We start from the raw sequence: 18,992 nt of genomic DNA, 5'->3' as shown, positions 1-18,992 counted from the left end.
AGCGCCGGCGCCGGCGGCTCCGGCTCGGCCGGCTGCCGCTGCTGGTCGCGGCCGCGGCCGTCCTGATCGCCGCGGTCGGTGGTGCCTTCTGGCTACAGCCCGGCGACGAGCCGAAGGGCCCGGAGATCACCGCGGCTGAGAAGGTCCTCCGGGCCGAGGACGCCACCCGGATCGCGAAGCGGTTCCCCGACGGGTCCCAAGCCACCGTGGTGGTCTCACGGTCGGAGGGACGGGCGGTGATCCTCACCGACGACCTGAAGCCCGCTCCGGACGGCAAGGACTACCAGCTGTGGCTGCAGACCCCGGCCGGGGAGCTCCAGCCCGCCGGACTGATGCCCGACACCCGCGACACCACCAAGCTCCTGGACGGCGACGCGTCGCGCGCGACCGGCGTCGGCATCACCGTCGAGCCGGACGGGGGGTCCGAGCAGCCGACCAGCGAGCCGATCGCCTTCTTCGCCCTGGACGCCTAGGCGGATCACCGCGGGCTCGGGCGGCCGCCCTACGCTCTCGTCATGGTCCCTGAGGTCCCCCCGGGCGCGTCCGCCGGCAACGAGATCCTCCGGCTCGCGTCGGCCGACAACTTCCGCGACGTGGCGGGGCCCGGATACGCCACGGCCGACGGAAGCGCGCTGCGCACCGGCGTCTTCTTCCGGTCGAACGACCTCCGGCTCACCGACGCCGACCACGGCCTCGTCCAGGGCCTCGGGCTGCGCACGGTCATCGACCTCCGGTCGGACCTGGAGATCGCCGCGCACCCGGACCCCGAGGTGCCGGGCGCGACACCGCTTCGCTTCGACGCGTCCGGGATCCCGATGGAGCAGGTCGCGCAGCTGGCGTCCCGCGATGCCGCGGTCGCCCTGATGCAGGACGTCTACCGGTCGTTCGTGACCCACCAGAGGTCGCGGTCCGCGTTCGGCGCGGTCCTCACTCGGCTGGCGGACGGCGGGCCGCAGCTCTTCCACTGCACCGCCGGCAAGGACCGGACCGGCTGGGTCGCCGCCCTGCTCCTGCACATCGCCGGCGTCGACGACCCGACCATCGAGAGCGACTACCTGCTCACCAACGCCTACGCCGCCGCGAGCCGTGCCCGCACCGAGGCCGAGATCGCCCGCGGCCTGGGGCAGGAGGCCGTCGCCGTGTTCGAGCCGGTCCTAGTCGCGGACACCGAGTACCTCCATGCCGCCTCCACCGCGGTCGAGAAGGAGTACGGCGACCGGGCGTCGTACCTGCGGGACGGGCTGGGGCTCGACGACTCGGTCGTCGGACGGCTGCGGGGACTGTTGCGGGGCGAGGCCCGGTGACCCGGGAGCTCACACCGCCGGCGGCACTGTCCCCTGGTCGGGCGGGGTGGCGGGCGCGGGCGGCGGCGGCAGAGGTACGCCGCTCGCGGGCGTGTGCTGCTTGATGACCTTCTCGGTCGCCGGGTCGAGGACGATCTCGTAGGTGTCACCGTCGCGGCCGTCGAACCGCACGGCCACGGTCTGGAAGCCCTTGTGCCGCTGCATCTGCGCGTACATCGCGTAGGCGCGCCGGTCGGCCTCGGTCAGGTCGACCGCGTCGGTGAACGGGGTGAGCAGCGCGCGCGGCCAGAGCCGGCGCTGCAGGACCACGTTGACCTCGATGCCGAGGACGCCGATGATCGCGCCGATGTAGAGCAGGACCATCAGGCCGAGGACGACGCTGAAGGTCTGGGTCATCTGGTTGCGGTCGGCGCTGGCGATGACGTCGGTGACGTAGATCGTTCCGATGTACTGCAGGAGCTGCCACATCACCGCGATCGTGAACCCGCCCGGTGCGGCGCGGGCGACGTTGTGGCGGATCGCCCGGGCAGCCGCCATGCGCAGCAGGATCGTCAGCACGACGCCGAGCAGCAGCACGGTCACCAGGCGAACGAGCCAGTGGAACCAGCCGTGGGTGGACATCTCGCCGACGAGCCGGGTGGTGGTGAGCACCGCCGATCCGATCGAGATCGCGAGGATGGCCGAGCCGGCGACGGCCAGCAGCAGCAGGCTGTTGATGCGGGTCAGCACCGGGTGCGGGCGGATGTTGCGCGGCACCGCCCAGGCGGCGGACTGCACGTTCTGAAGGGCCAGGCCCAGGCCGAGCGCGCCGTAGAGCGCACCGAGCGACCCCACGATGATGCCGCCGGTCGAGCCCTGCAGGCCCTCGGGCCGGCCGAGCTGGTCGCCGATGATCGGGAACTGCGCCAGTGCCGAGTCAAGCACGGCCTGCTGCAGGTCGGGTCGGCCCTCGAGGACGAAGCCGAGGATCGAGCTGCCGAGCAGCAGCAGCGGGAAGATGGCGAGGAAGGCGTAGAACGTCAGGATGGCCGCGAGGTAGTTGCCCTGGTCGTCGAAGAACTTGTAGATGACGGCGAGCGGGAAGCCGGCCGGTGCGAACCGGCGCTGCCCGCGATCCATCGATCCGACGACACCCACGGCGGAAACCTACCGCCGTGGGTGTGATGCCTACCGCATCAGGCGGGGTCCGGGTCCGCGGCGGAATCGGGGTCGGGCTCCTGCGCCTCCCGCTCGCGCCGCTTCTGTGCCTCGTAGCGGCGCCGTTGCTCCTCCGCCCGCTCGCGCACCTTGCGGAGGAACTCCGCGTCCTCCTCGGGGTCCGAGGCGGCGAACCGGCCGCGCCGCTCGTACTCCGGGAAGTCGGGAGCCGCACCCTCGGCGCGGGTGAGCGGACGCTCCGCCCGAGGCCGGCCGGCGATCAGCCAGGCCAGCGATCCGACGAACGGGAAGAAGAGCACGATCAGCAGCCAGATGTTCTTGCCGAGGTGACGGATCCCGTCAGCCCGCGCGCTGATGACGTCGACGAGGCAGTACAGCCACAGCAGGAGCACCAGCAGCCCGGGAAGCAACCTGATCATGCGCGGATTCTGCCGTCTGACGGCAGTCGCCCGCTCGCGAATGCGGCAAGGCCACGGCCGGGGTGGGTGCTGTGCCGTGGCGCCGCTTCATCAAGGGATGCAGCCGAACCTGCACTTCCCAGGGCGCACAGGGCCAGGGAAGTGCAGGTTCGGCTGCATCCCTTGGTAAACCGACACCGGTCCGGCTCAGTAGCTCTTGGGCAGCCCCAGCGAGTGCATCGCCACGAAGTTGAGGATCATCTCCCGCGACACCGGAGCGATCCGGCCGAGCCGGGCGGCGACCAGCAGATTGGCCAGTCCGTACTCCACCGTCAGGCCGTTGCCGCCGTGGGTGTGCACCGCGACGTCGGAGGCGTTGCAGGCGACCTCCCCACCGGCGTACTTGGCCATGTTGGCGTACTCGCCGGCAGCGAAGTCGTCGCCGGCGTCGTAGAGCGCAGCCGCCTTCTGCTGGAGGAGGCGGGACTGCTCGAGCTCGATCTTCACCTTGGCCAGCGGGTGGGCGATGCCCTGGTGGGCGCCGATCGGCTGGTCCTGCCAGACCGCGCGGTCCTTGGCGTAGGCGACCGCCTTCTCCAGCGCGAACCGCGCCATGCCGTTCGACAGTGCAGCACCCATGATCCGTTCCGGGTTGAGCCCGGCGAACAGCTGCCACAGGCCGCCGTCCTCGTCGCCGACCAGCGCGTCGCCGGGCACTCGCACGTTGTCGAGGAACAGGGTGAACTGCTTCTCCGGCGCGGACCAGCCCATCGGGATCGGCTGCCTGGTGAAGCCCGCGGCGTCGGTCGGCACGACGAACAGGGCCGGCTTGAGCTTGCCGGTCTTCGCGTCCTCGGTGCGGCTGACGATCAGCACCGAGTCGGCCTCGTCGACACCGGAGATGAAGGTCTTCTGCCCGTTGAGCACCCAGCCGTCACCGTCGCGGTTGGCGGTGGTGGTGATCTTGTGCGAGTTGGAGCCGGCGTCGGCCTCGGTGATGCCGAACGCCATCAGGTGCGTGCCGTCGGCGATCGAGGGGAGCCAGCGCCTCTTCTGCTCCTCGGTGCCGCAGCGGGTGATGATCGAGCCGCAGATCGCCGGCGAGACGACCATCATGAGCAGCGGCGCGCCCGCGGCAGAAGCCTCCTCGAGGACCGCCGCGAGGTCGGACATTCCGCCGCCACCGCCACCGAACTCCTCGGGGATGTTGACGCCGAGGAAGCCGTTGCGGCCCATCTCGAGCCACATCTCGGTCATCTTGCCGCCCTCACGGGCCTGCCTCTCGACGTACTCCCGGCCGTACTTCGACGCCAGCTTGCGGACCGCCTCGCGCAGCGCGACGCGCTCCTCGGGCTCGCTGAACGGGACGGTCATGTGCTCTCTCCTCGGTCTGCTGCATCTGTTGCCTCTGCCGCCGCGCCTGCCGGTTCCACGACGGCGAGCACGACACCCGCCTGGACCTGCTGACCGGCGCTCGCCGACAGCTCGGTGACGGTGCCGGCGTACGGCGCCGCGACGGTGTGCTGCATCTTCATGGCCTCCATCACGAGGATGGGCTGGCCTTCGGCCACGACGTCCCCGACCGCCGCGCTGACGGTGATCACGGTGCCGGGCATGGGCGCCAGCAACGAGCCCTCCGCGACCTGCGTCGCGGGGTCGACGAACCGGGGTACGACGCGCAGCGTGGCGCCGCGGAACGGCGAGTCGACGAGGACGGCGTCCCCGAGGATCCGGACGCGGTGTCGCGTCGTCGCGCCGCCGCGGTCCAGCACGACGAGCTCCGGGCTCGCCTCGACAACCGTCACCGCTCGGTCGTCGTCCTGCCCGGCGAGACGGTAGCCCTCCCGACCGCCGAGCCACGCGACCGCCACCTCCTCGCCGTCGACCTCGAAGCGGGTCACCTGGGGATGCGCGACCACGTTGCGGAACCCGGCGGGGATCCGGGTCTGCACCGTGGCCGTCAGCCGGCGGTGCTCGGCGAGCGCGACCGCGCCGACGAACGCCACCAGGTCGTCGGGCTGCTGCTGCTGCAACAGGCCGGGGTGGTCGTCGTAGAACGACGTGGCCAGGTCACCCGCGAGGAAGTCGGCGTCCCGCAAGGAGAACACCAGCTGGTCGCGGTTGGTGACCAGCCCGTGGATCGAGGCGGTCTCCAGCCGGCGCGCCAGCACGCGGGCGGCCTGCTCGCGCGTCGGCGCCCAGGCGACCACCTTGGCGAGCATCGCGTCGTAGAACGTGCCGACCTCGTCGCCCGATTCGAACCCGGAGTCCAGTCGCACGCCCGACGTCGCGGAGCCGAACCCGTCGAACTGCACGTCGTGCTCGATGTCGAAGTCGAGCAGGGTGCCGGTCTGGGGCGCGTACTCCGCGGCGGGGTCCTCGGCGTAGAGCCGCACCTCGACCGCGTGGCCGCGCGGCGCGGGCACCTCGGGCAGGCCACGTCCCTCGGCGACCGCGATCTGGAGCTCGACCAGGTCGACGCCGTACACCGCCTCGGTGACGGGATGCTCGACCTGGAGGCGGGTGTTCATCTCCAGGAACCAGAACGACTCCTTGGCGGAGTCGTAGAGGAACTCGACCGTGCCGGCGCCGACGTAGCCGACCGAGGTGGCGGCCGCGCGGGCCGCGGCGTGGATGGCGGTGCGCGTGGCCTCGGAGAGGCCGGGAGCCGGCGCCTCCTCGACGACCTTCTGGTGCCGCCGCTGGAGGGAGCAGTCTCGGGTCCCGAACACGACGGCGTCGGTGCCGTCGCCGACGACCTGCACCTCGACGTGGCGGCCGCGCCGGACGTACGGCTCCACGAACACGGTGCCGTCGCCGAAGGCCGACTCCGCCTCGGCGGAGGCCCTGCGGACCTCGCCCGCAAGCTCCTCCAGCCGGGTGACGACGCGCATGCCGCGGCCACCCCCGCCCGCACTGGCCTTGACCAGCAGCGGGAGGTCGGCCGCGGTCGCGGTCTCCGGGGTCAGGTTGCCGAGCACCGGGACGCCCGCGGCCTCCATCAGCTTCTTGGACTCGATCTTCGAGCCCATCCGCTCGATGGACTCCGGCGTGGGTCCGACCCAGGTCAGCCCGGCCTCGGCCGCGCCGCGGGCGAAGTCGGCGTTCTCGGACAGGAAGCCGTAGCCGGGGTGGATCGCGTCGCAGCCGGCCCCGCGCGCGGCCCGGATGATCAGGTCCGCCTGGAGGTAGGTCTCGGCCGGCGTGTTGCCGGGAAGCCGGATGGCGCTGTCCGCCTCGCGCACGAACGCGAGTGCCGCGTCGGCGTCGGAGTGGACGGCCACGGTCTCGATGCCGAGCCGCCGGCAGGTGCGGAACACGCGCCGCGCGATCTCGCCGCGGTTGGCGACCAGGAGTCTGGTGATCACAGGCGGAACACCCCGAAGTTCATGGCGCCCTCGATGGGCTGGTTGTCGATGACGGACAGGCAGATGCCCAGCACGGTGCGGGTGTCACGCGGGTCGATGACGCCGTCGTCGTAGACCATGCCGGAGAGGAAGTAGGGCAGGGACTGCTCCTCCACCATCTCCTCGACCATCTGCTTCATGCCGGCGAACCCGTCGGCGTCGAAGACCTCGCCCTTCTTCTCGGCGGACTCGCGGGCGACGATCTCGAGCACGCCGGCGAGCTGCTGGGGCCCCATGACCGCGGACTTCGCCGACGGCCAGGTGAAGAGGAACCGCGGGTCGTAGGCGCGGCCGTTCATGCCGTAGTTGCCGGCGCCGTACGACGCGCCCATGATCACCGTCAGGTGCGGCACCGAGGAGTTGCTCACCGCGTTCAGCATCTGGGCGCCGTGCTTGATGATGCCGCCCTGCTCGTACTCCGCGCCGACCATGTAGCCGGTCGTGTTGTGCAGGAAGAGCAGCGGGGTGTCCTTCTGGTTGGCCAGCTGGATGAACTGGGCGGCCTTCTGGGCCTCCTCGCTCATCAGCACGCCGCGGGCGTTGGCGACGATGCCGATCTCGTGGCCGTGCAGCCTCGCCCAGCCGACGCAGAGCGCCGAGCCGTAGAGCGGCTTGAACTCGTCGAAGGCGACGGGGTTGCTCCCGCCGGTGGTCGAGCCTGTCGAGACCCCGTCCACGATCCGCAGGATCGCCTCGCGCGGGTCGAAGGGCTCCTTGAGGTCGGTGGGGATCACCTCGAGCAGGCCCTCGGGGTCGAGGTCAGGCTCCGCGTACGTCGGGGCGGGGACGGCACCCCTCTTGCGCCAGTTGAGCCGGGCGATCACCCGGCGGGCCTGTCGCAGGGCGTCGTGCTCGTCCAGGGCGAGGAAGTCGGAGGAGCCGGAGACCCGCGAGTGCATCTCGGCGCCGCCGAGCGTCTCGTCGTCGGACTCCTCCCCCGTGGCCATCTTCACCAGTGGCGGGCCGGCCAGGAACACCTTGGCGCGGTCCTTGACCATGATCACGTAGTCGCTCATGCCCGGGACGTACGCGCCGCCCGCCGTGGAGTTGCCGAACACCACCGAGACGGTCGGCAGCTTGCGCGCCGAGGAGCGGGTGAGGTCCCGGAACCCGCGTCCGCCGGGGATGAAGATCTCCTTCTGGGTGGGGAGATCGGCACCGGCGGACTCGGTGAGGTTGATCGTCGGCAGGTTGTTCTTCTCGGCGATCTCCGCGGCCCGGAAGGTCTTCCTCAGTGACCAGGGGTTGAGCGCGCCGCCCTTCACCGTCGGGTCGTTGGCGACGATCATCACCTCCACGCCCTCGACGACGCCGATGCCGGTGACCACGCTGGCGCCGACGGCGAAGTCGCTGCCCCAGCCCGCGAGCGGCATCAGCTCGAGGAACGCCGACCCCTCGTCGACGAGCAGCTCGATCCGCTCGCGGGCGGTGAGCTTGCCCCGCGCCTTGTGCCGGGCGATGTACTTCCCGCCCGCCTCGACGGCCTTCTGCTGCTCGGCGTGGAGGTCCTCGATCTTGGCCAGCATCGACCTGCGTCGGGTCTCCTCGACGGTCTCGGCGGTCATGACTCGACCACCGCCCTCATCCGCTCGAGGGTGGTGCGCATGCCGCGCTCGTTGGTCCTGCCGCGCAGCCGGCCCAGCACCAGCCAGTAGCCGCGCATCATCAGGTTCGGGGTGAGCCGGAAGTACTCGGTGACGAGTGTTTCCCCCTCGCTCGGCTCCAGCCGGTAGCCCCACCTGTTGAGCGGCCCGCCGGCGAGGACGACGAACTCGAACACCTCGTTCGGCACGCACTTGGTGACCTTGCAGGGCGTCCAGTACACCGGTCCCACGCCGTTGCGCTTCACGTGTCCCCGGAACCGTGCGCCGACCGCCGGGCCGCTGGCACCGTGGGTCCACTCGGCCTCGAACGTCTCCGGCGAGAACTCGCCGATGCGCGTCACGTCACTCACGAGCGCCCACACCTCCTCCGGCGGGGCAGCCATCGCAACCGACACCTCGCCGCTCAGCGGCTTCACGAGCTCCATGTCAGTTCACCCCGTAGCCGAGGAGGCGGGCGGCCAGGTCGGTGAGGACCTCCGTGGCACCACCGCCGATCGGCAGCAGGCGGACGTCGCGGTAGTGCCGTTCGACCTCGGACTCGCGCAGGTAGCCTGCGCCGCCGTGCAGCTGCACCGCCTGGTCGGCGACCCAGACCGCGGTGTCGACCGCGGTCTGCTTCGCCAGGCAGGCCTCCGCGACCACGCTCTCGCCGGCGACGTGCCGCTGCGCGACCTCCAGGGTGTAGGAGCGCGCCACCGCCACCTGACGGTGCATCTCGGTCAGCTTCGCCCGCACGACCTGGTTGGCGACCAGCGGCTTGCCGAAGGTGTCGCGCTCCTGGCAGTGCCGCAGGGTGAGGTTGAGGCAGCGCAGCGCGTGGCCGTAGCCCATCAGCGCCAGCCAGATCCGCTCGGTGACGAACTGGTCGGCGATGTAGTAGAACCCGTGGTTCTCCTCGCCGACCAGGTACCTGTCCGGGACCCGCACGTCGTCGTAGGACAGCTCGCCGGTGTCCGAGCAGAGCCAGCCCATCTTGTCCAGCTTGCGCGAGACGGTGAACCCGGGCGTGCCCTGGGGTACGACGATCAGCGAGATGCCGTGGGCCCCGTCGCCGCCGGTACGGACGGCCGTGGTCACGAAGTCGCCGCGGACCGAGGAGGTGATGAACATCTTGGCGCCGTTGATCACCCACTGGTCGCCGTCGCGGACCGCCCGGGTCGTGATCGCCGCGACGTCGGACCCGGTGCCGGGCTCGGTGATGGCGAGGGAGCCGATCAGGTCACCGCTGAGCACCGGCCGCACGAAGGTGTCGATCAGCTCCGGGGAGCCGGCCTGGACGATGTGCGGGATCGCGATGCCGTGGGTGTAGGCGCCCGCCATCAGGCCACCGGACCAGCCGGCCTCCATGAAGCCCTCCTGCATCGCGCAGACGTCCATCAGGTCGCCACCGTCGCCGCCGACCTCCTCGGGGACGCCGACGCCGAGCAGGCCCGCGTGCGCGAGCCGCTTCTGGAACTCGCGTGGGATCTCGCCGTCCCGCTCCCAGGCCGCGAGGTGCGGCGTCACCTCGCGGTGCGTGAAGTCGATCGCGGTCTGCTTGAGGGCGAGCTGCTCGGGGCTCCAGCCGTGGTTGAACGTGGTCATCTCAAGTCCTCTCTAGACCAGGTCGTCCTGGATGTGGACGATGCGGCTGCGAACCCACTCACCCAGGCCCTTGGCCTGGGGGTCGAACCGGGTGGACGCGGCGACGCCCTCGCCGAGCAGCCCGTGGATGACCACGTTGACCGCGCCCAGGTTGGGCAGCAGGTAGACGTCGACGTCGAGCTCCCTGGCCTCGGGCACCAGCTCGCGGACCTTGCGCGGGCTCATCAGCTTGGCCAGCCACTGGACGCGCGCCTCGTACTTCGGGGACCCGTCGTGCTTGACCCACAGGCCCAGGTTGGCGTTGCCGCCCTTGTCGCCCGATCGGGCGTGCACGAAGGTGCCGAGCGGCATCCGCCGGGTGATCGAGTCGGCCGGAGCGGGGTACGGCGACGGCCGCCGACCCAGGTCGTCGTCGAGCTCCCCGGGGGCCACCTGCTCGACGAACTCGGTCGGGTCGGCGATCACCTCCCGGGTCCCGTCGGCGTGGACCACCGTGTGCTGCACGACCGAGCGGTCGACGTACTCGGGCCGGTAGACGCCGTACGGCGAGGGCTTCTGCGGCTGGCTGGTCATCGTGAAGCCGGGGTACGACGCCAGCGCGAGCTCGACCGCGGGGCCGGTGAACGGCTTGCCGAGTGGTCCCGGCTCCGGGTCCTTTCCGATGCAGCGGAGCAGGGCGGAGGCGCCCTCCTCGGTGTCGGCGTCCCCGACGCGGGCGGCGGTCTGGGTCCAGGTCACCTCCGCGGCGCTGAACCTGCCGTCGAGCTGGGCACGCAGCCAGTCGGCCTTCGCGTCGATGTCGAGGCCGGTGACCACGAACTCCAGCTGGTTGCGGTAGCCGCCGAGGGTGTTGACCGCGACCTTGAGCCGTTCGGGCGGGGGCGCGCCGGTGATGCCGCTCAGCTCCACCCGGTCCGGACCGACCTCGCGCAGCGCGACCGAGTCCAGGCGGGTGGTGACGTCGGGGTTGAGGTAGCGCGTGGACTGGATCTCGTAGAGCAGCTGCGCGGTGACCGTGTCGATGGTGACGGCGCCGCCCGTGCCCTGGTGCTTGGTGATGACGCTGCTCCCGTCGGCGGCGACCTCCGCGATCGGGAACCCGAGAGGCACCTCCATCGGGGCGCCCGCGCGGAACAGGTCGCGGAATCCCGAGAAGTTGCCACCGGTGGCCTGGGCACCGCACTCGATCACGTGGCCCGCGACGACGGCGCCGGCGAGCTGGTCGTAGTCCTTCGGGGTCCAGCCGTGGTGGGCGATCGCCGGCCCGACCACGACGGAGGCATCGGTGACCCGGCCGGTGACCACCACGTCGGCACCCCTGGTGAGGGCCGAGGCGATGCCGAACGCGCCGAGGTAGGCGTTGGCGGTGAGTGCGCCCTCGAACAGGTCGCGCGGCCGGAGGTCGTCGCCCTCGACGTGCGCGACCCTGACGTCCAGGCCGAGCCTGTCGGCGAGCTCGCGCACCTTGGTGGCGAGCCCGGCGGGGTTGAGGCCGCCGGCGTTGCTGACGATCCTCACCCCGCGCTCCAACGCGGTGCCGAGGGTGTCCTCGAGCTGCTGGAGGAAGGTGCGGGCGTAGCCCAGTTCGGCGTCGCGCATCGTGTCCATGCCGAGGATCAGCATCGTCAGCTCCGCGAGATAGTCGCCGGTGACGACGTCGACCTCGCCGCCCTCCAGCTGCTCCCGCAGCGCGGTCAGGCGGTCGCCGTAGAAGCCGGAGCAGTTGGCGATCCGGATCGGCTCGGTCACGGGGTCTCCTCGTCGGTGGTTGAGGTGCGAGCGCCGGCGAGCCTCGGGACCCGCCCGCCGCCCGCCGGGCCGGCGAAGGCCTGGGCGATGGTCAGCCACCTCTCGGCGTCCTGGCCGACGGCCGCCAGGTCGGTGTCGTCGCGGTGGATGCGCTGGGTGACCAGCCGGCAGAAGTCGTAGGCGGAGCCCATCACGGACTGCGTCGCGTCCTCCGCTCCCCAGGTCCACAGCTCACCGCCGGGCGCAGTGAGCTCGACACGGAACTCCTCGGCCGGAGCCTCGAGCTGGTTGTTGGCGAAGGAGAAGTCGCGGGTGCGTACGCCGAGGTGGGCGACGTGGCGGATCCGGTCGGTGACCTCCGGGCGGACGCCTAGGGCGTCGTACACGTCGAGCGCGTGCGCCCAGGTCTCCATGAAGCGAGCGGTCGCCATCGAGGTCGGTGACATCGGCGGCCCGAACCAGGGCAGCTTGAGACCGTCGGGGTAGGACCGGAGCGCTTCGGCCAGCGCGGCGCGGCCGGCGTCCCAGCGGGCGAGCAGCTCCTCGCTTCGCAGCTCCGCCAGGTCGAGGGCACCCTCGTCGACGAAGCCGGCGGGGTTCTCGATCGCCTTGAGCACGACCTCGTCCCAGGCGCTCCGGCCCGCGTCGCTGCGCGCGGCGGCGGCGAGCACGGCGACCTCGTCGGTCCAGAGCAGGTGCGCGACCTGGGTGGCGACGGTCCAGCCCTCTGCCGGCGTCGGTGTCGCCCAGCTTCCGGCAGCAGAGTCGTCGAGCTCGACGACGACGCTCCGGAGCCGGTCCCCCTCGGCGGTGAGGTCGGCGAGGACGGCGTCGAGCAGGCTCATGTGGACTCCTTCGTGGTGCTGGTCGTGAGCGCGGCGTCCAGCGTGCGTGCCCACTGGGTGAGGATCCCGCGGCGCCGGCGGGCGTCGTCGCCCAGCGTGTTGGCCAGGCCGAGGCCGCGCACCAGGTCGAGGGTGGCCTGGACCAGCTCCCGCACGCCCGGCTTCGACTCGTCGACGTCCAGCAGCTGCACCGTCAGGCGGTGGGTCTCGCGACCGACCCGATGCTCCAGCGGTGCCACCGCCTCCAGCAGCGCGGCATCGGTGCGGGCCGCGACCCAGAGCTCGAGGGCCGCGGTGAAGACCGGCGACGCGAAGTGCTCGCCGAGCATCTCCACCACCGCCTCGGTCCGGTTGCGTCCCTTCGGCAGCCGGGCGGCGGCCCGGGCCAGCTCGGCGCCGCGCTTCTCGGTCAGGTGGCTGACCGCCGCGACGACCAGGTCGTTCTTGGTCGGAAAGTGATGCAGCTGGGCTCCCCGGCTGACCCCGGCCCGCTCGGAGACGAGGGTGGTCGTCGTACCGCTGAAGCCCTTCTCGACGAGGAGCTCGACCGTCGCCTCCATCAGCCGCTGCCGCATGACGCGGGTGCGCTCCTCCTGCGGTACGCGGGCGCTGGCGGTGGTGGACACGGCTCCAGCATGGGCGCTCACAAACAAACAGTCAAGCCTGACTGTTTATTTGGAGGGGGGCGTACGGTCCGTCAGTCGATCCGCGCCGTCAGCGGCAGCCTCCCCCGGGCGCAGGCACCGACCGCCGCCGCGGTCAGCAGCGGCAGCCCGGCGACGACGGTCAGGATCAACAGCCACGGGACGTCGACGGCGGTCGCCCCCGTCTCCCAGCTCCGCGTCAGCGGCTGGCTGATCGCCAGCCCTGGGATGAAGCCGACGGGGGCACCGAGGACCGCCCCGACCCCGCCCACCACCAGGGCGTACGCCGCCGCCACGGTCCGCCGAGTGCGTGGCCGCGCCCCGACGGCCGCCATCGTCGCCAGGTCCGGTCGGGCGTCGGAGAGCGCCAGGAAGGTCGCGGTGAGCGTGCCGCCCAGCATCAGGATGCCCCCGAGGGCGGCGAGGACGACCTGGACGATCCGGACCGCGGCGTCCGGCTGGTAGCCGCGCTCGACGTAGAGGTACGCCGCCGTCGGCAGCGCCGCCAGCGCCTCCTGCAGATCCTTCTCGGCCTCCTCGCTGACCGGCCCGTAGATGAACATCCCGACCGTGCTCGTCTCGAGACCGAGCCGCTCGAGCAGCCGCGGCGAGAAGAGCACCACCGCCGGCGAGCTACGGGACACCTCCACCACCGCGCTGGGGGCGGCCGCCGACGCCACGTCGGTTGCGGTCGACGCCTCCTCCTCGGGCGACCAGCGCCTGACGTCCACCGTGACCGGCCCACCGTCGAGCTCCGGCGCAGGATAGCCCTCCGGATAGGACCGCTCGCTCCGCATCAGCACCAGACCCCCGGCATCGAGCACGGCATCCGCCTCGGCCCGCGCGTCGGCCGACAGGTCGACGTAGTCGGGCACCTTCGCGCCCACGACGTACGACGAGCCGAGGGTCCCCCAGTGCGACAGCATGAGCACGTCGCCGCCCTGCCGGAACTCGAACTCGAGCTCCCCCTGGTCGGTCGAGGTCTGGACGCCGCGGACGTCGACGACCTGATCGTCCCTGAGGCTGCGTCCGAGGACGTCGACGACAGCCGAGCGGTCCGCGTCCGCACTGAGAGCGACCGATCCGTAGCCGTCGGGCAGCATAGGGACGTAGGCGTCGGCGTTGGCCGCCTCCTGGCTGCTGACCGCGATGCCCAGGGCCACCACCCCGGCCACCGTGGCTCCGACGGCGGCGACCGCCGGGACCGTGCGGGTCCGGTGACGGGACGCGTCCCGGGCGGCGAACCGGAGGGCGAGCGGCAGCCGAGCGGCCGACCGGGCGACCAGAGCGATGACGACCGGCACCACGAGGATCATCCCGACGACGGAGACCAGCGCCGACCCGGCGATCAGCACGGATCCGGCTCCGCCGCCACGGCCGCTGGTGCCGGCGCCGACGGCGGCGCCGGCGACGCCTGCCCCCAGCAGGGCCAGGCCCAGGAACGGCGAGCGCACGGAGAGTCTCCGCTCCCCTCGACGTCCGGCCAGCACCGCCACGACGTCCTGGCGGGACGCTGAGAAGGCGGGGACGACGGCCGCGAGCACGGCGGAGAGGAAGCCGAACCCGGCGACCAGGAGGAGCAGCGGCCAGGGCACGTCGAAGGGGCCGAACCGGGTCGTGTCGAAGAGCTGGGCGACGGGCACGGCGACGGCGCCGATCCCGATGCCGATCCCGACACCGAGCACCCCGCCGAGGCCGCCGATGACCACGCCGGAGGCGAGCACCGTACGACGGGCCTGACCCGGCGTACCTCCGGCAGCCGCGACCAGCGCGAGCGTGTGCGCCTGGGCCTTGGCTCGTACCGCGAAGGCCGGTCCGGCGAGAAGGACCACCTCGAGCAGCACCATCACCCCGACCAGCGCCAAGACCGACACCACGACCTGGTCGACCGGCTCGTCGAAGCCACCGGCCACGGGATCGAGAGCGGACTCCGGAGGCGGATCGGTGAGCACCTGGCGCGAGGCGACGAGGACCCCGATCGCATTGAGCGCCCGGACGTCGTCCCAGCTGACAGGGCCACCGCCGACCAGCCAGCGGCCCGTCGGATTCTCGGTCTCGCCGAAGGCTCCAGGCAGTCCGGCGGCGAGCTCGTATCCGCGGTTCTCCGTGCTCTCCGCGATGCCGACGACCTCCAGGTCGAGGGTCTTCTCGCCGTCCGCGGTCTTCCGGATGACGGTCAGCGTGTCCCCGATGCCGGGGCCGCGGCTGGCCAGTGCCTGGTTGACCACGACCTCGCCGGGTCCGGGCGGGTACTTCCCCTCCACGCGCTCCAGCAGCCCATCAGCGAGCGGATGGGCGAGGTCGGTGGTGACGACCTCCATGTCGCCGACTCCTCGGTCGGTCTCGAACAAGCGCGAGTCGCGGTCCAGCGGGATGACCGGACGGTCGTGGCCGAGGACGTCGAGGACCGCCTCGACATCGCCACGACCGAGGTTCGGTCCCGGACTCAGGTCGTCCTCGCCGAACGTGCCGAAGCTGTCGTACGGATCGAAGCCCTGCACCACCCGGTCGGCACCGGTGGTCTCCACCAGCGCGTCGGCCGACCCCATCCGTCGGTCCACGCTCTCCGCGCTGGAGACGTCCTGGGTGCGCCACACGATCGCCGCCGCGGTCACGGCGACGACGGGCAGGCAGATCAGGACGAGCATCAACACGGTCTGGCCCTTGCGACGCAGCGCCTCCCGCCGGGCCAGCCGAAGCGCGACCCGCCAGCCGCCGCGCGTCGACGCGCTCATCGGGCCGCGGGCTCGGTCAGCAGGTCGACCGACTCGGCCCCGGTCTCGTCGACGACCCGTCCGTCGCGCAGGAAGACCACGCGGTCGGCCCAGGCCGCGTGTCGGGCCTCGTGGGTGACCAGCACCCCGGCGGCGCCGGCGTCGCACCGCGCCCGGAGCAGGCGCAGGATCTCCTCCCCGGTCTCGGTGTCGAGCGCGCCGGTCGGCTCGTCGGCGAGGATCAGCCGCCGTTCGCCGACGACGGCGCGCGCGATCGCGACCCGCTGCTGCTGGCCGCCGGACATGTCGTCGGGGAACCGGTCGGCCAGGTCGCCGATGCCCACCTCCTCCAGCACCCGCCGCGCCTCGGCGCGCGCGGTCCTGGCCGCGACGCCGTCGAGCTCGCGAGAGAGCGCGACGTTCTCGGCGGCCGTCAGGGCCGGGATCAGGTTGAAGCCCTGGAAGACGTAGCCGATGGAGGTACGACGCATCCGCGCCCGCTCGTCGTTGCCGAGCGCGCCAAGCTCGACGCCCTCGACCACCACCCTCCCGTCCGTGGGCCGGTCGAGTCCGCCCGCCAGCGTCAGCAGGGTCGACTTGCCGGAGCCGGATGGGCCCATCACCGCGACCAGCTCGCCGGCGTGGGCACGGAACGACACCGCGCGCAGCGCCTGCACCGCGGCAGGGCCCTCGCCGTGGACCCGGGTCACGTCGGTCAGCTCCAGCACCGCGCTCATCGCTCCCCCTTTGGTCGGGCGTCGACGGCCGGCGCCGCCGGCGTCGTACGACGCAGCCGGGCGCGGGCCTCCTCCAGCCAGCGCCGCTCGGCCAGGTCCAGCCGGCGGACCTGGTCCAGGAGCGGGCCGATCATCGGTGGCTCCGCTCGTTCGCGGCCGCCGGGGCCGACGTTGGGGTCGACGTTGGGGCGGACGTTGGGGCGGCGCGCTCGATCGCTGCTCGCCGCAGCCGCGACTCGCAGTGATCCAGCCAGCGGATCTCCGCCTCGGCCGCGAAGACCAGCGAGTCCAGCACCAGGCTCCAGGCCAGCTCGGCAGGCTCGCTGCCGGTGGCCCGGCGCTTGAGGCGGGTGTAGTCCTGCAGCGCGTGCATGGTGGCGCTGCGCTGCTGCTGGATCACCGTGCCCACGTCGACGCCGGGCACCGTCACCGCGAGGGCGAGCTTGATGGCGAGCTCGTCGCGCGGTGGCTGGGTCCTCGCGACCGGCGTCGTGAACCAGGTCGCCACCTCGACCCGCCCGGCATCGGTGATCCGGTAGATCACGTGCCCCTCGGCGTCCTCGCTCTCGGCGAGGGCGAGTCCGTCCCGCTCGAGCCGGGTGAGGGTGGTGTAGACCTGCCCGACGTTGAGCGGCCAGGTGGTGCCCGTGCGCTGCTCGAACTCGGCGCGGAGCTGGTAGCCGTACATGGGCTCCTGCTCGAGCAGTGCCAACAGTGCGTGCTTGACCGACATCGCGCCTCCTCGGGCCTGTGCATACTCGGTATGGTGATGTATACCGGATATGCACTGGGATGTCGAGGAGGCCGGCGCGTCAGCCGTGCTGCGTCGCGGGCGCTCTTGGGCAGGATGGGCACATGGCGAAGACGATTCTGATCACCGGCGCGTCCAGCGGCCTCGGCGCCGAGATGGCGAGACAGTTCGGCGCGCTGGGCTACGACCTGGCGCTCTGCGCACGGCGCACCGAACGGCTCGAGGCACTGCGGAGCGAGATCCAGGGCAGGCATGCCGACCGGCGGGTCGCCGTTCGAGCGCTGGACGTCAACGACCACCCAGCGGTCTTCGAGGCGTTCCACGGGTTCGCCGACGAGCTCGGGCAGCTCGACCGGGTCGTCGTCAACGCCGGTCTCGGCAAGGGCGCGAAGCTCGGCACCGGCCGGTTCGACGCCAACCTCGAGACCGCGATGACGAACTTCGTCGGCGCGCTGGTGCAGACCGAGGCCGCGATGGAGGTGTTCCGCGCGCAGGAGCGCGGACATCTGGTGATGGTGTCGTCGATGTCGGCGATGCGCGGCATGCCGAGCTCGATGACGACCTACGCCGCCACGAAGGCCGGCGTGGCGCATCTCGCCGAGGGGCTGCGGACCGAGCTCCACGGCACCCGGCTGCAGAAGAGGATCCGGGTGACGGTCCTCTACCCCGGCTACATCCGCTCGGAGATGAACGAGAGGGTCGAGCAGTCCACGCCGCTGATGGCCTCGACCGAGAAGGGTGTTCGCGCGATGGTCGCGGCGATCGAGAAGGAGGTCGGCGACGCCTGCGTGCCGTCCTTCCCCTGGGCTGCAATGGCGCCGGTGATGAGGCATGCGCCGCTGCCGTTGTTAAAGAAACTCGTCTGAAGGTGACTTGACGGGCACGGCGTCGTTTGGTGGGTACGGCGTTCTCGGGGCGCATTCCATCCGCCCCATCGTGAGGATCGCCATGTCGTCCACCCGCCTTCTCGTGCTGCCGTCACTCGCGCTCGCCGCGGTCTTCACGGTCGTTCCCGGAGCGTCCGCCGCCACTCCGTCGACCGTCGCGTCACCCGCGCTGATCGGCTTCAACTCGCCGAGTGAGCCCGACTCGTCCTGCGGACGCGCGGCAGTGCCGGCCACCTTCGAGACGGTGCACCACCCGGCCGTGAGCAGAACGCTCCCCGCGCAGACGCACAGCGAATGGCAGTGGCAGCGCGCGGTCTCGACCGCCGACGTCGAGGTCTCCCGCCTCGTCGTCGCTGCTGCTCGCAGCTACTCGTGGAGCCGGGTCGTCGAGCACCTCGAGGCGGAGTACAGCCGCACGGTCATCGATCAGGCCTACGTCCCCGCCAGCCCCGAGCAGGGCCACCTCGTCATCGAGATCCTGCACCCGGCCGTCATCGAGCCGAGGTGGCTGTACGAGCAGGACGAGTCCGGCAACGTTCGCTGGGAGAACAAGCCCTTCCGGAATCCCGGCCAGGGATGGGACTTCATCGACATCGAGTGGTTCGAGGTCCGGCCGGCAGAGATCCGCGAGGTCTGGGAGGTCACCAGGGCCGCCGTATCCGAGACGCCGGAGGTCTCCCACGTCGAGACCGAATGGGTTTCACTGGACGACGGAGCACCCGCCGGGTTCACCGCCACGGGGGCGACCCGGCTCGTCGGGTCCACGGTCGAGACCGCCTGGCTTCCCGAGGGAGTCGAGCCGGATGGCGGCGGATGGGCCCGGGGCGCGATGTCCGGGACCGCCGCGGTCACCGAGGAGCGGTGGATCCCTGAGGGCGACCCGGTGCCGGACGGCTTCGCGCCCACCGGCGCAATCCGTGACGGCGGGTCGACGCTCGAGACCACCTCAGTGACCTCGCCGAACGCGCCGGAGGGCCACGGATGGGAGGTGGTGCCGGGCTCGGAGGTGGTGGTCACCGACGTCGAGGAGACGGTCGAGGTGGAGACCGCGGCCTGGGACGAGCAGGTGCAGGTGACGCCGGGCGTTGCGGCCACGGCGCCGTGTGCCGCCGACCCGGCGGAGGAGCCCGACGGCCAGCCCGACCTCGACGGCGTCATCGAGGGCGCGCCGGACGACGCCGCACCGGGTGACGCCGCACCGGACGACGCT

Annotated in this window: 18 protein-coding genes; 4 read left to right on the top strand and 14 right to left on the bottom strand. The window is 71.8% G+C overall.

Annotated elements, in window-relative coordinates:
* Window positions 1-473: anti-sigma factor (locus tag E7Z54_RS10040; protein ID WP_136433321.1), on the top strand; the 473-nt coding region annotated here is incomplete at its 5' end.
* 42 nt (window positions 474-515) lie between these two features.
* Window positions 516-1,304, top strand: a complete 789-nt coding sequence (locus E7Z54_RS10035; protein ID WP_136433319.1) for a tyrosine-protein phosphatase — start codon at window positions 516-518, stop codon at window positions 1,302-1,304.
* Between the two features lie 9 nt (window positions 1,305-1,313).
* On the opposite strand, the gene E7Z54_RS10030 is transcribed toward E7Z54_RS10035, so the two are convergent.
* From E7Z54_RS10030 to E7Z54_RS09970, 14 genes are all read right to left on the bottom strand, one after another.
* Entirely contained in the window at window positions 1,314-2,441 is a 1,128-nt protein-coding gene (locus tag E7Z54_RS10030) for a YihY/virulence factor BrkB family protein (protein WP_240769607.1), read from the bottom strand.
* Window positions 2,442-2,479: 38 nt separating this feature from the next.
* Window positions 2,480-2,881, bottom strand: a complete 402-nt coding sequence (locus E7Z54_RS10025) for a PLD nuclease N-terminal domain-containing protein (protein ID WP_136433317.1) — start codon at window positions 2,879-2,881, stop codon at window positions 2,480-2,482.
* A 186-nt stretch (window positions 2,882-3,067) separates the two neighbouring features.
* Window positions 3,068-4,234, bottom strand: coding sequence for an acyl-CoA dehydrogenase family protein (locus E7Z54_RS10020; RefSeq protein ID WP_136433315.1), 1,167 nt, complete (start codon window positions 4,232-4,234; stop codon window positions 3,068-3,070).
* Window positions 4,231-6,228: an acetyl/propionyl/methylcrotonyl-CoA carboxylase subunit alpha gene (locus E7Z54_RS10015; protein ID WP_136433313.1), complete on the bottom strand. Its 1,998-nt coding sequence runs from the start codon at window positions 6,226-6,228 to the stop codon at window positions 4,231-4,233. The genes E7Z54_RS10020 and E7Z54_RS10015 overlap by 4 nt, the downstream gene beginning before the upstream one ends.
* Window positions 6,225-7,832, bottom strand: coding sequence for an acyl-CoA carboxylase subunit beta (locus tag E7Z54_RS10010; protein WP_136433311.1), 1,608 nt, complete (start codon window positions 7,830-7,832; stop codon window positions 6,225-6,227). The genes E7Z54_RS10015 and E7Z54_RS10010 overlap by 4 nt, the downstream gene beginning before the upstream one ends.
* Window positions 7,829-8,296, bottom strand: a complete 468-nt coding sequence (locus E7Z54_RS10005) for an SRPBCC family protein (RefSeq protein ID WP_136433309.1) — start codon at window positions 8,294-8,296, stop codon at window positions 7,829-7,831. Before E7Z54_RS10005 ends, E7Z54_RS10010 begins: the two co-directional genes overlap by 4 nt.
* A 1-nt stretch (window position 8,297) precedes the next feature.
* Complete coding sequence (locus E7Z54_RS10000; protein ID WP_136433307.1) at window positions 8,298-9,455, bottom strand: acyl-CoA dehydrogenase family protein; 1,158 nt, start codon at window positions 9,453-9,455, stop codon at window positions 8,298-8,300.
* A 12-nt stretch (window positions 9,456-9,467) separates the two neighbouring features.
* On the bottom strand, window positions 9,468-11,204 hold the full coding sequence (locus tag E7Z54_RS09995) for an acyclic terpene utilization AtuA family protein (RefSeq protein ID WP_136433305.1): 1,737 nt from the start codon (window positions 11,202-11,204) through the stop codon (window positions 9,468-9,470).
* The gene (locus E7Z54_RS09990) at window positions 11,201-12,049 is read right to left on the bottom strand and encodes a TIGR03084 family metal-binding protein (protein WP_136433303.1); all 849 of its coding nucleotides are present in this window, start codon (window positions 12,047-12,049) and stop codon (window positions 11,201-11,203) included. Before E7Z54_RS09990 ends, E7Z54_RS09995 begins: the two co-directional genes overlap by 4 nt.
* Window positions 12,046-12,675 (bottom strand): TetR/AcrR family transcriptional regulator, encoded by a 630-nt coding sequence (locus tag E7Z54_RS09985; RefSeq protein WP_346763540.1) that lies wholly within the window; start codon window positions 12,673-12,675, stop codon window positions 12,046-12,048. The genes E7Z54_RS09990 and E7Z54_RS09985 overlap by 4 nt, the downstream gene beginning before the upstream one ends.
* A 71-nt stretch (window positions 12,676-12,746) precedes the next feature.
* Complete coding sequence (locus E7Z54_RS09980) at window positions 12,747-15,428, bottom strand: FtsX-like permease family protein (RefSeq protein WP_136433301.1); 2,682 nt, start codon at window positions 15,426-15,428, stop codon at window positions 12,747-12,749.
* Complete coding sequence (locus tag E7Z54_RS09975) at window positions 15,425-16,144, bottom strand: ABC transporter ATP-binding protein (RefSeq protein ID WP_136433299.1); 720 nt, start codon at window positions 16,142-16,144, stop codon at window positions 15,425-15,427. Before E7Z54_RS09975 ends, E7Z54_RS09980 begins: the two co-directional genes overlap by 4 nt.
* The gene (locus E7Z54_RS23125; protein WP_168798258.1) at window positions 16,141-16,278 is read right to left on the bottom strand and encodes a hypothetical protein; all 138 of its coding nucleotides are present in this window, start codon (window positions 16,276-16,278) and stop codon (window positions 16,141-16,143) included. The genes E7Z54_RS09975 and E7Z54_RS23125 overlap by 4 nt, the downstream gene beginning before the upstream one ends.
* The gene (locus tag E7Z54_RS09970) at window positions 16,275-16,877 is read right to left on the bottom strand and encodes a PadR family transcriptional regulator (RefSeq protein WP_136433297.1); all 603 of its coding nucleotides are present in this window, start codon (window positions 16,875-16,877) and stop codon (window positions 16,275-16,277) included. Before E7Z54_RS09970 ends, E7Z54_RS23125 begins: the two co-directional genes overlap by 4 nt.
* 122 nt (window positions 16,878-16,999) lie before the next feature.
* On the opposite strand from E7Z54_RS09970, the gene E7Z54_RS09965 reads away from it, so the two are divergent.
* Together E7Z54_RS09965 and E7Z54_RS09960 are read left to right on the top strand one after the other, a co-directional pair.
* The gene (locus tag E7Z54_RS09965; RefSeq protein WP_136433295.1) at window positions 17,000-17,761 is read left to right on the top strand and encodes an SDR family oxidoreductase; all 762 of its coding nucleotides are present in this window, start codon (window positions 17,000-17,002) and stop codon (window positions 17,759-17,761) included.
* 82 nt (window positions 17,762-17,843) lie between these two features.
* Window positions 17,844-18,992 (top strand): hypothetical protein (locus E7Z54_RS09960; RefSeq protein WP_136433293.1); only part of this gene is annotated, 1,149 nt, incomplete at its 3' end.

Source organism: Nocardioides sp., assembly GCF_004803405.1.
GTDB classification, from domain to species: Bacteria; Actinomycetota; Actinomycetes; order Propionibacteriales; family Nocardioidaceae; genus Nocardioides; species Nocardioides vastitatis.
Note: the sequence above shows the minus strand (reverse complement) of the source record. Positions and strands in the feature narration are given on the sequence as shown.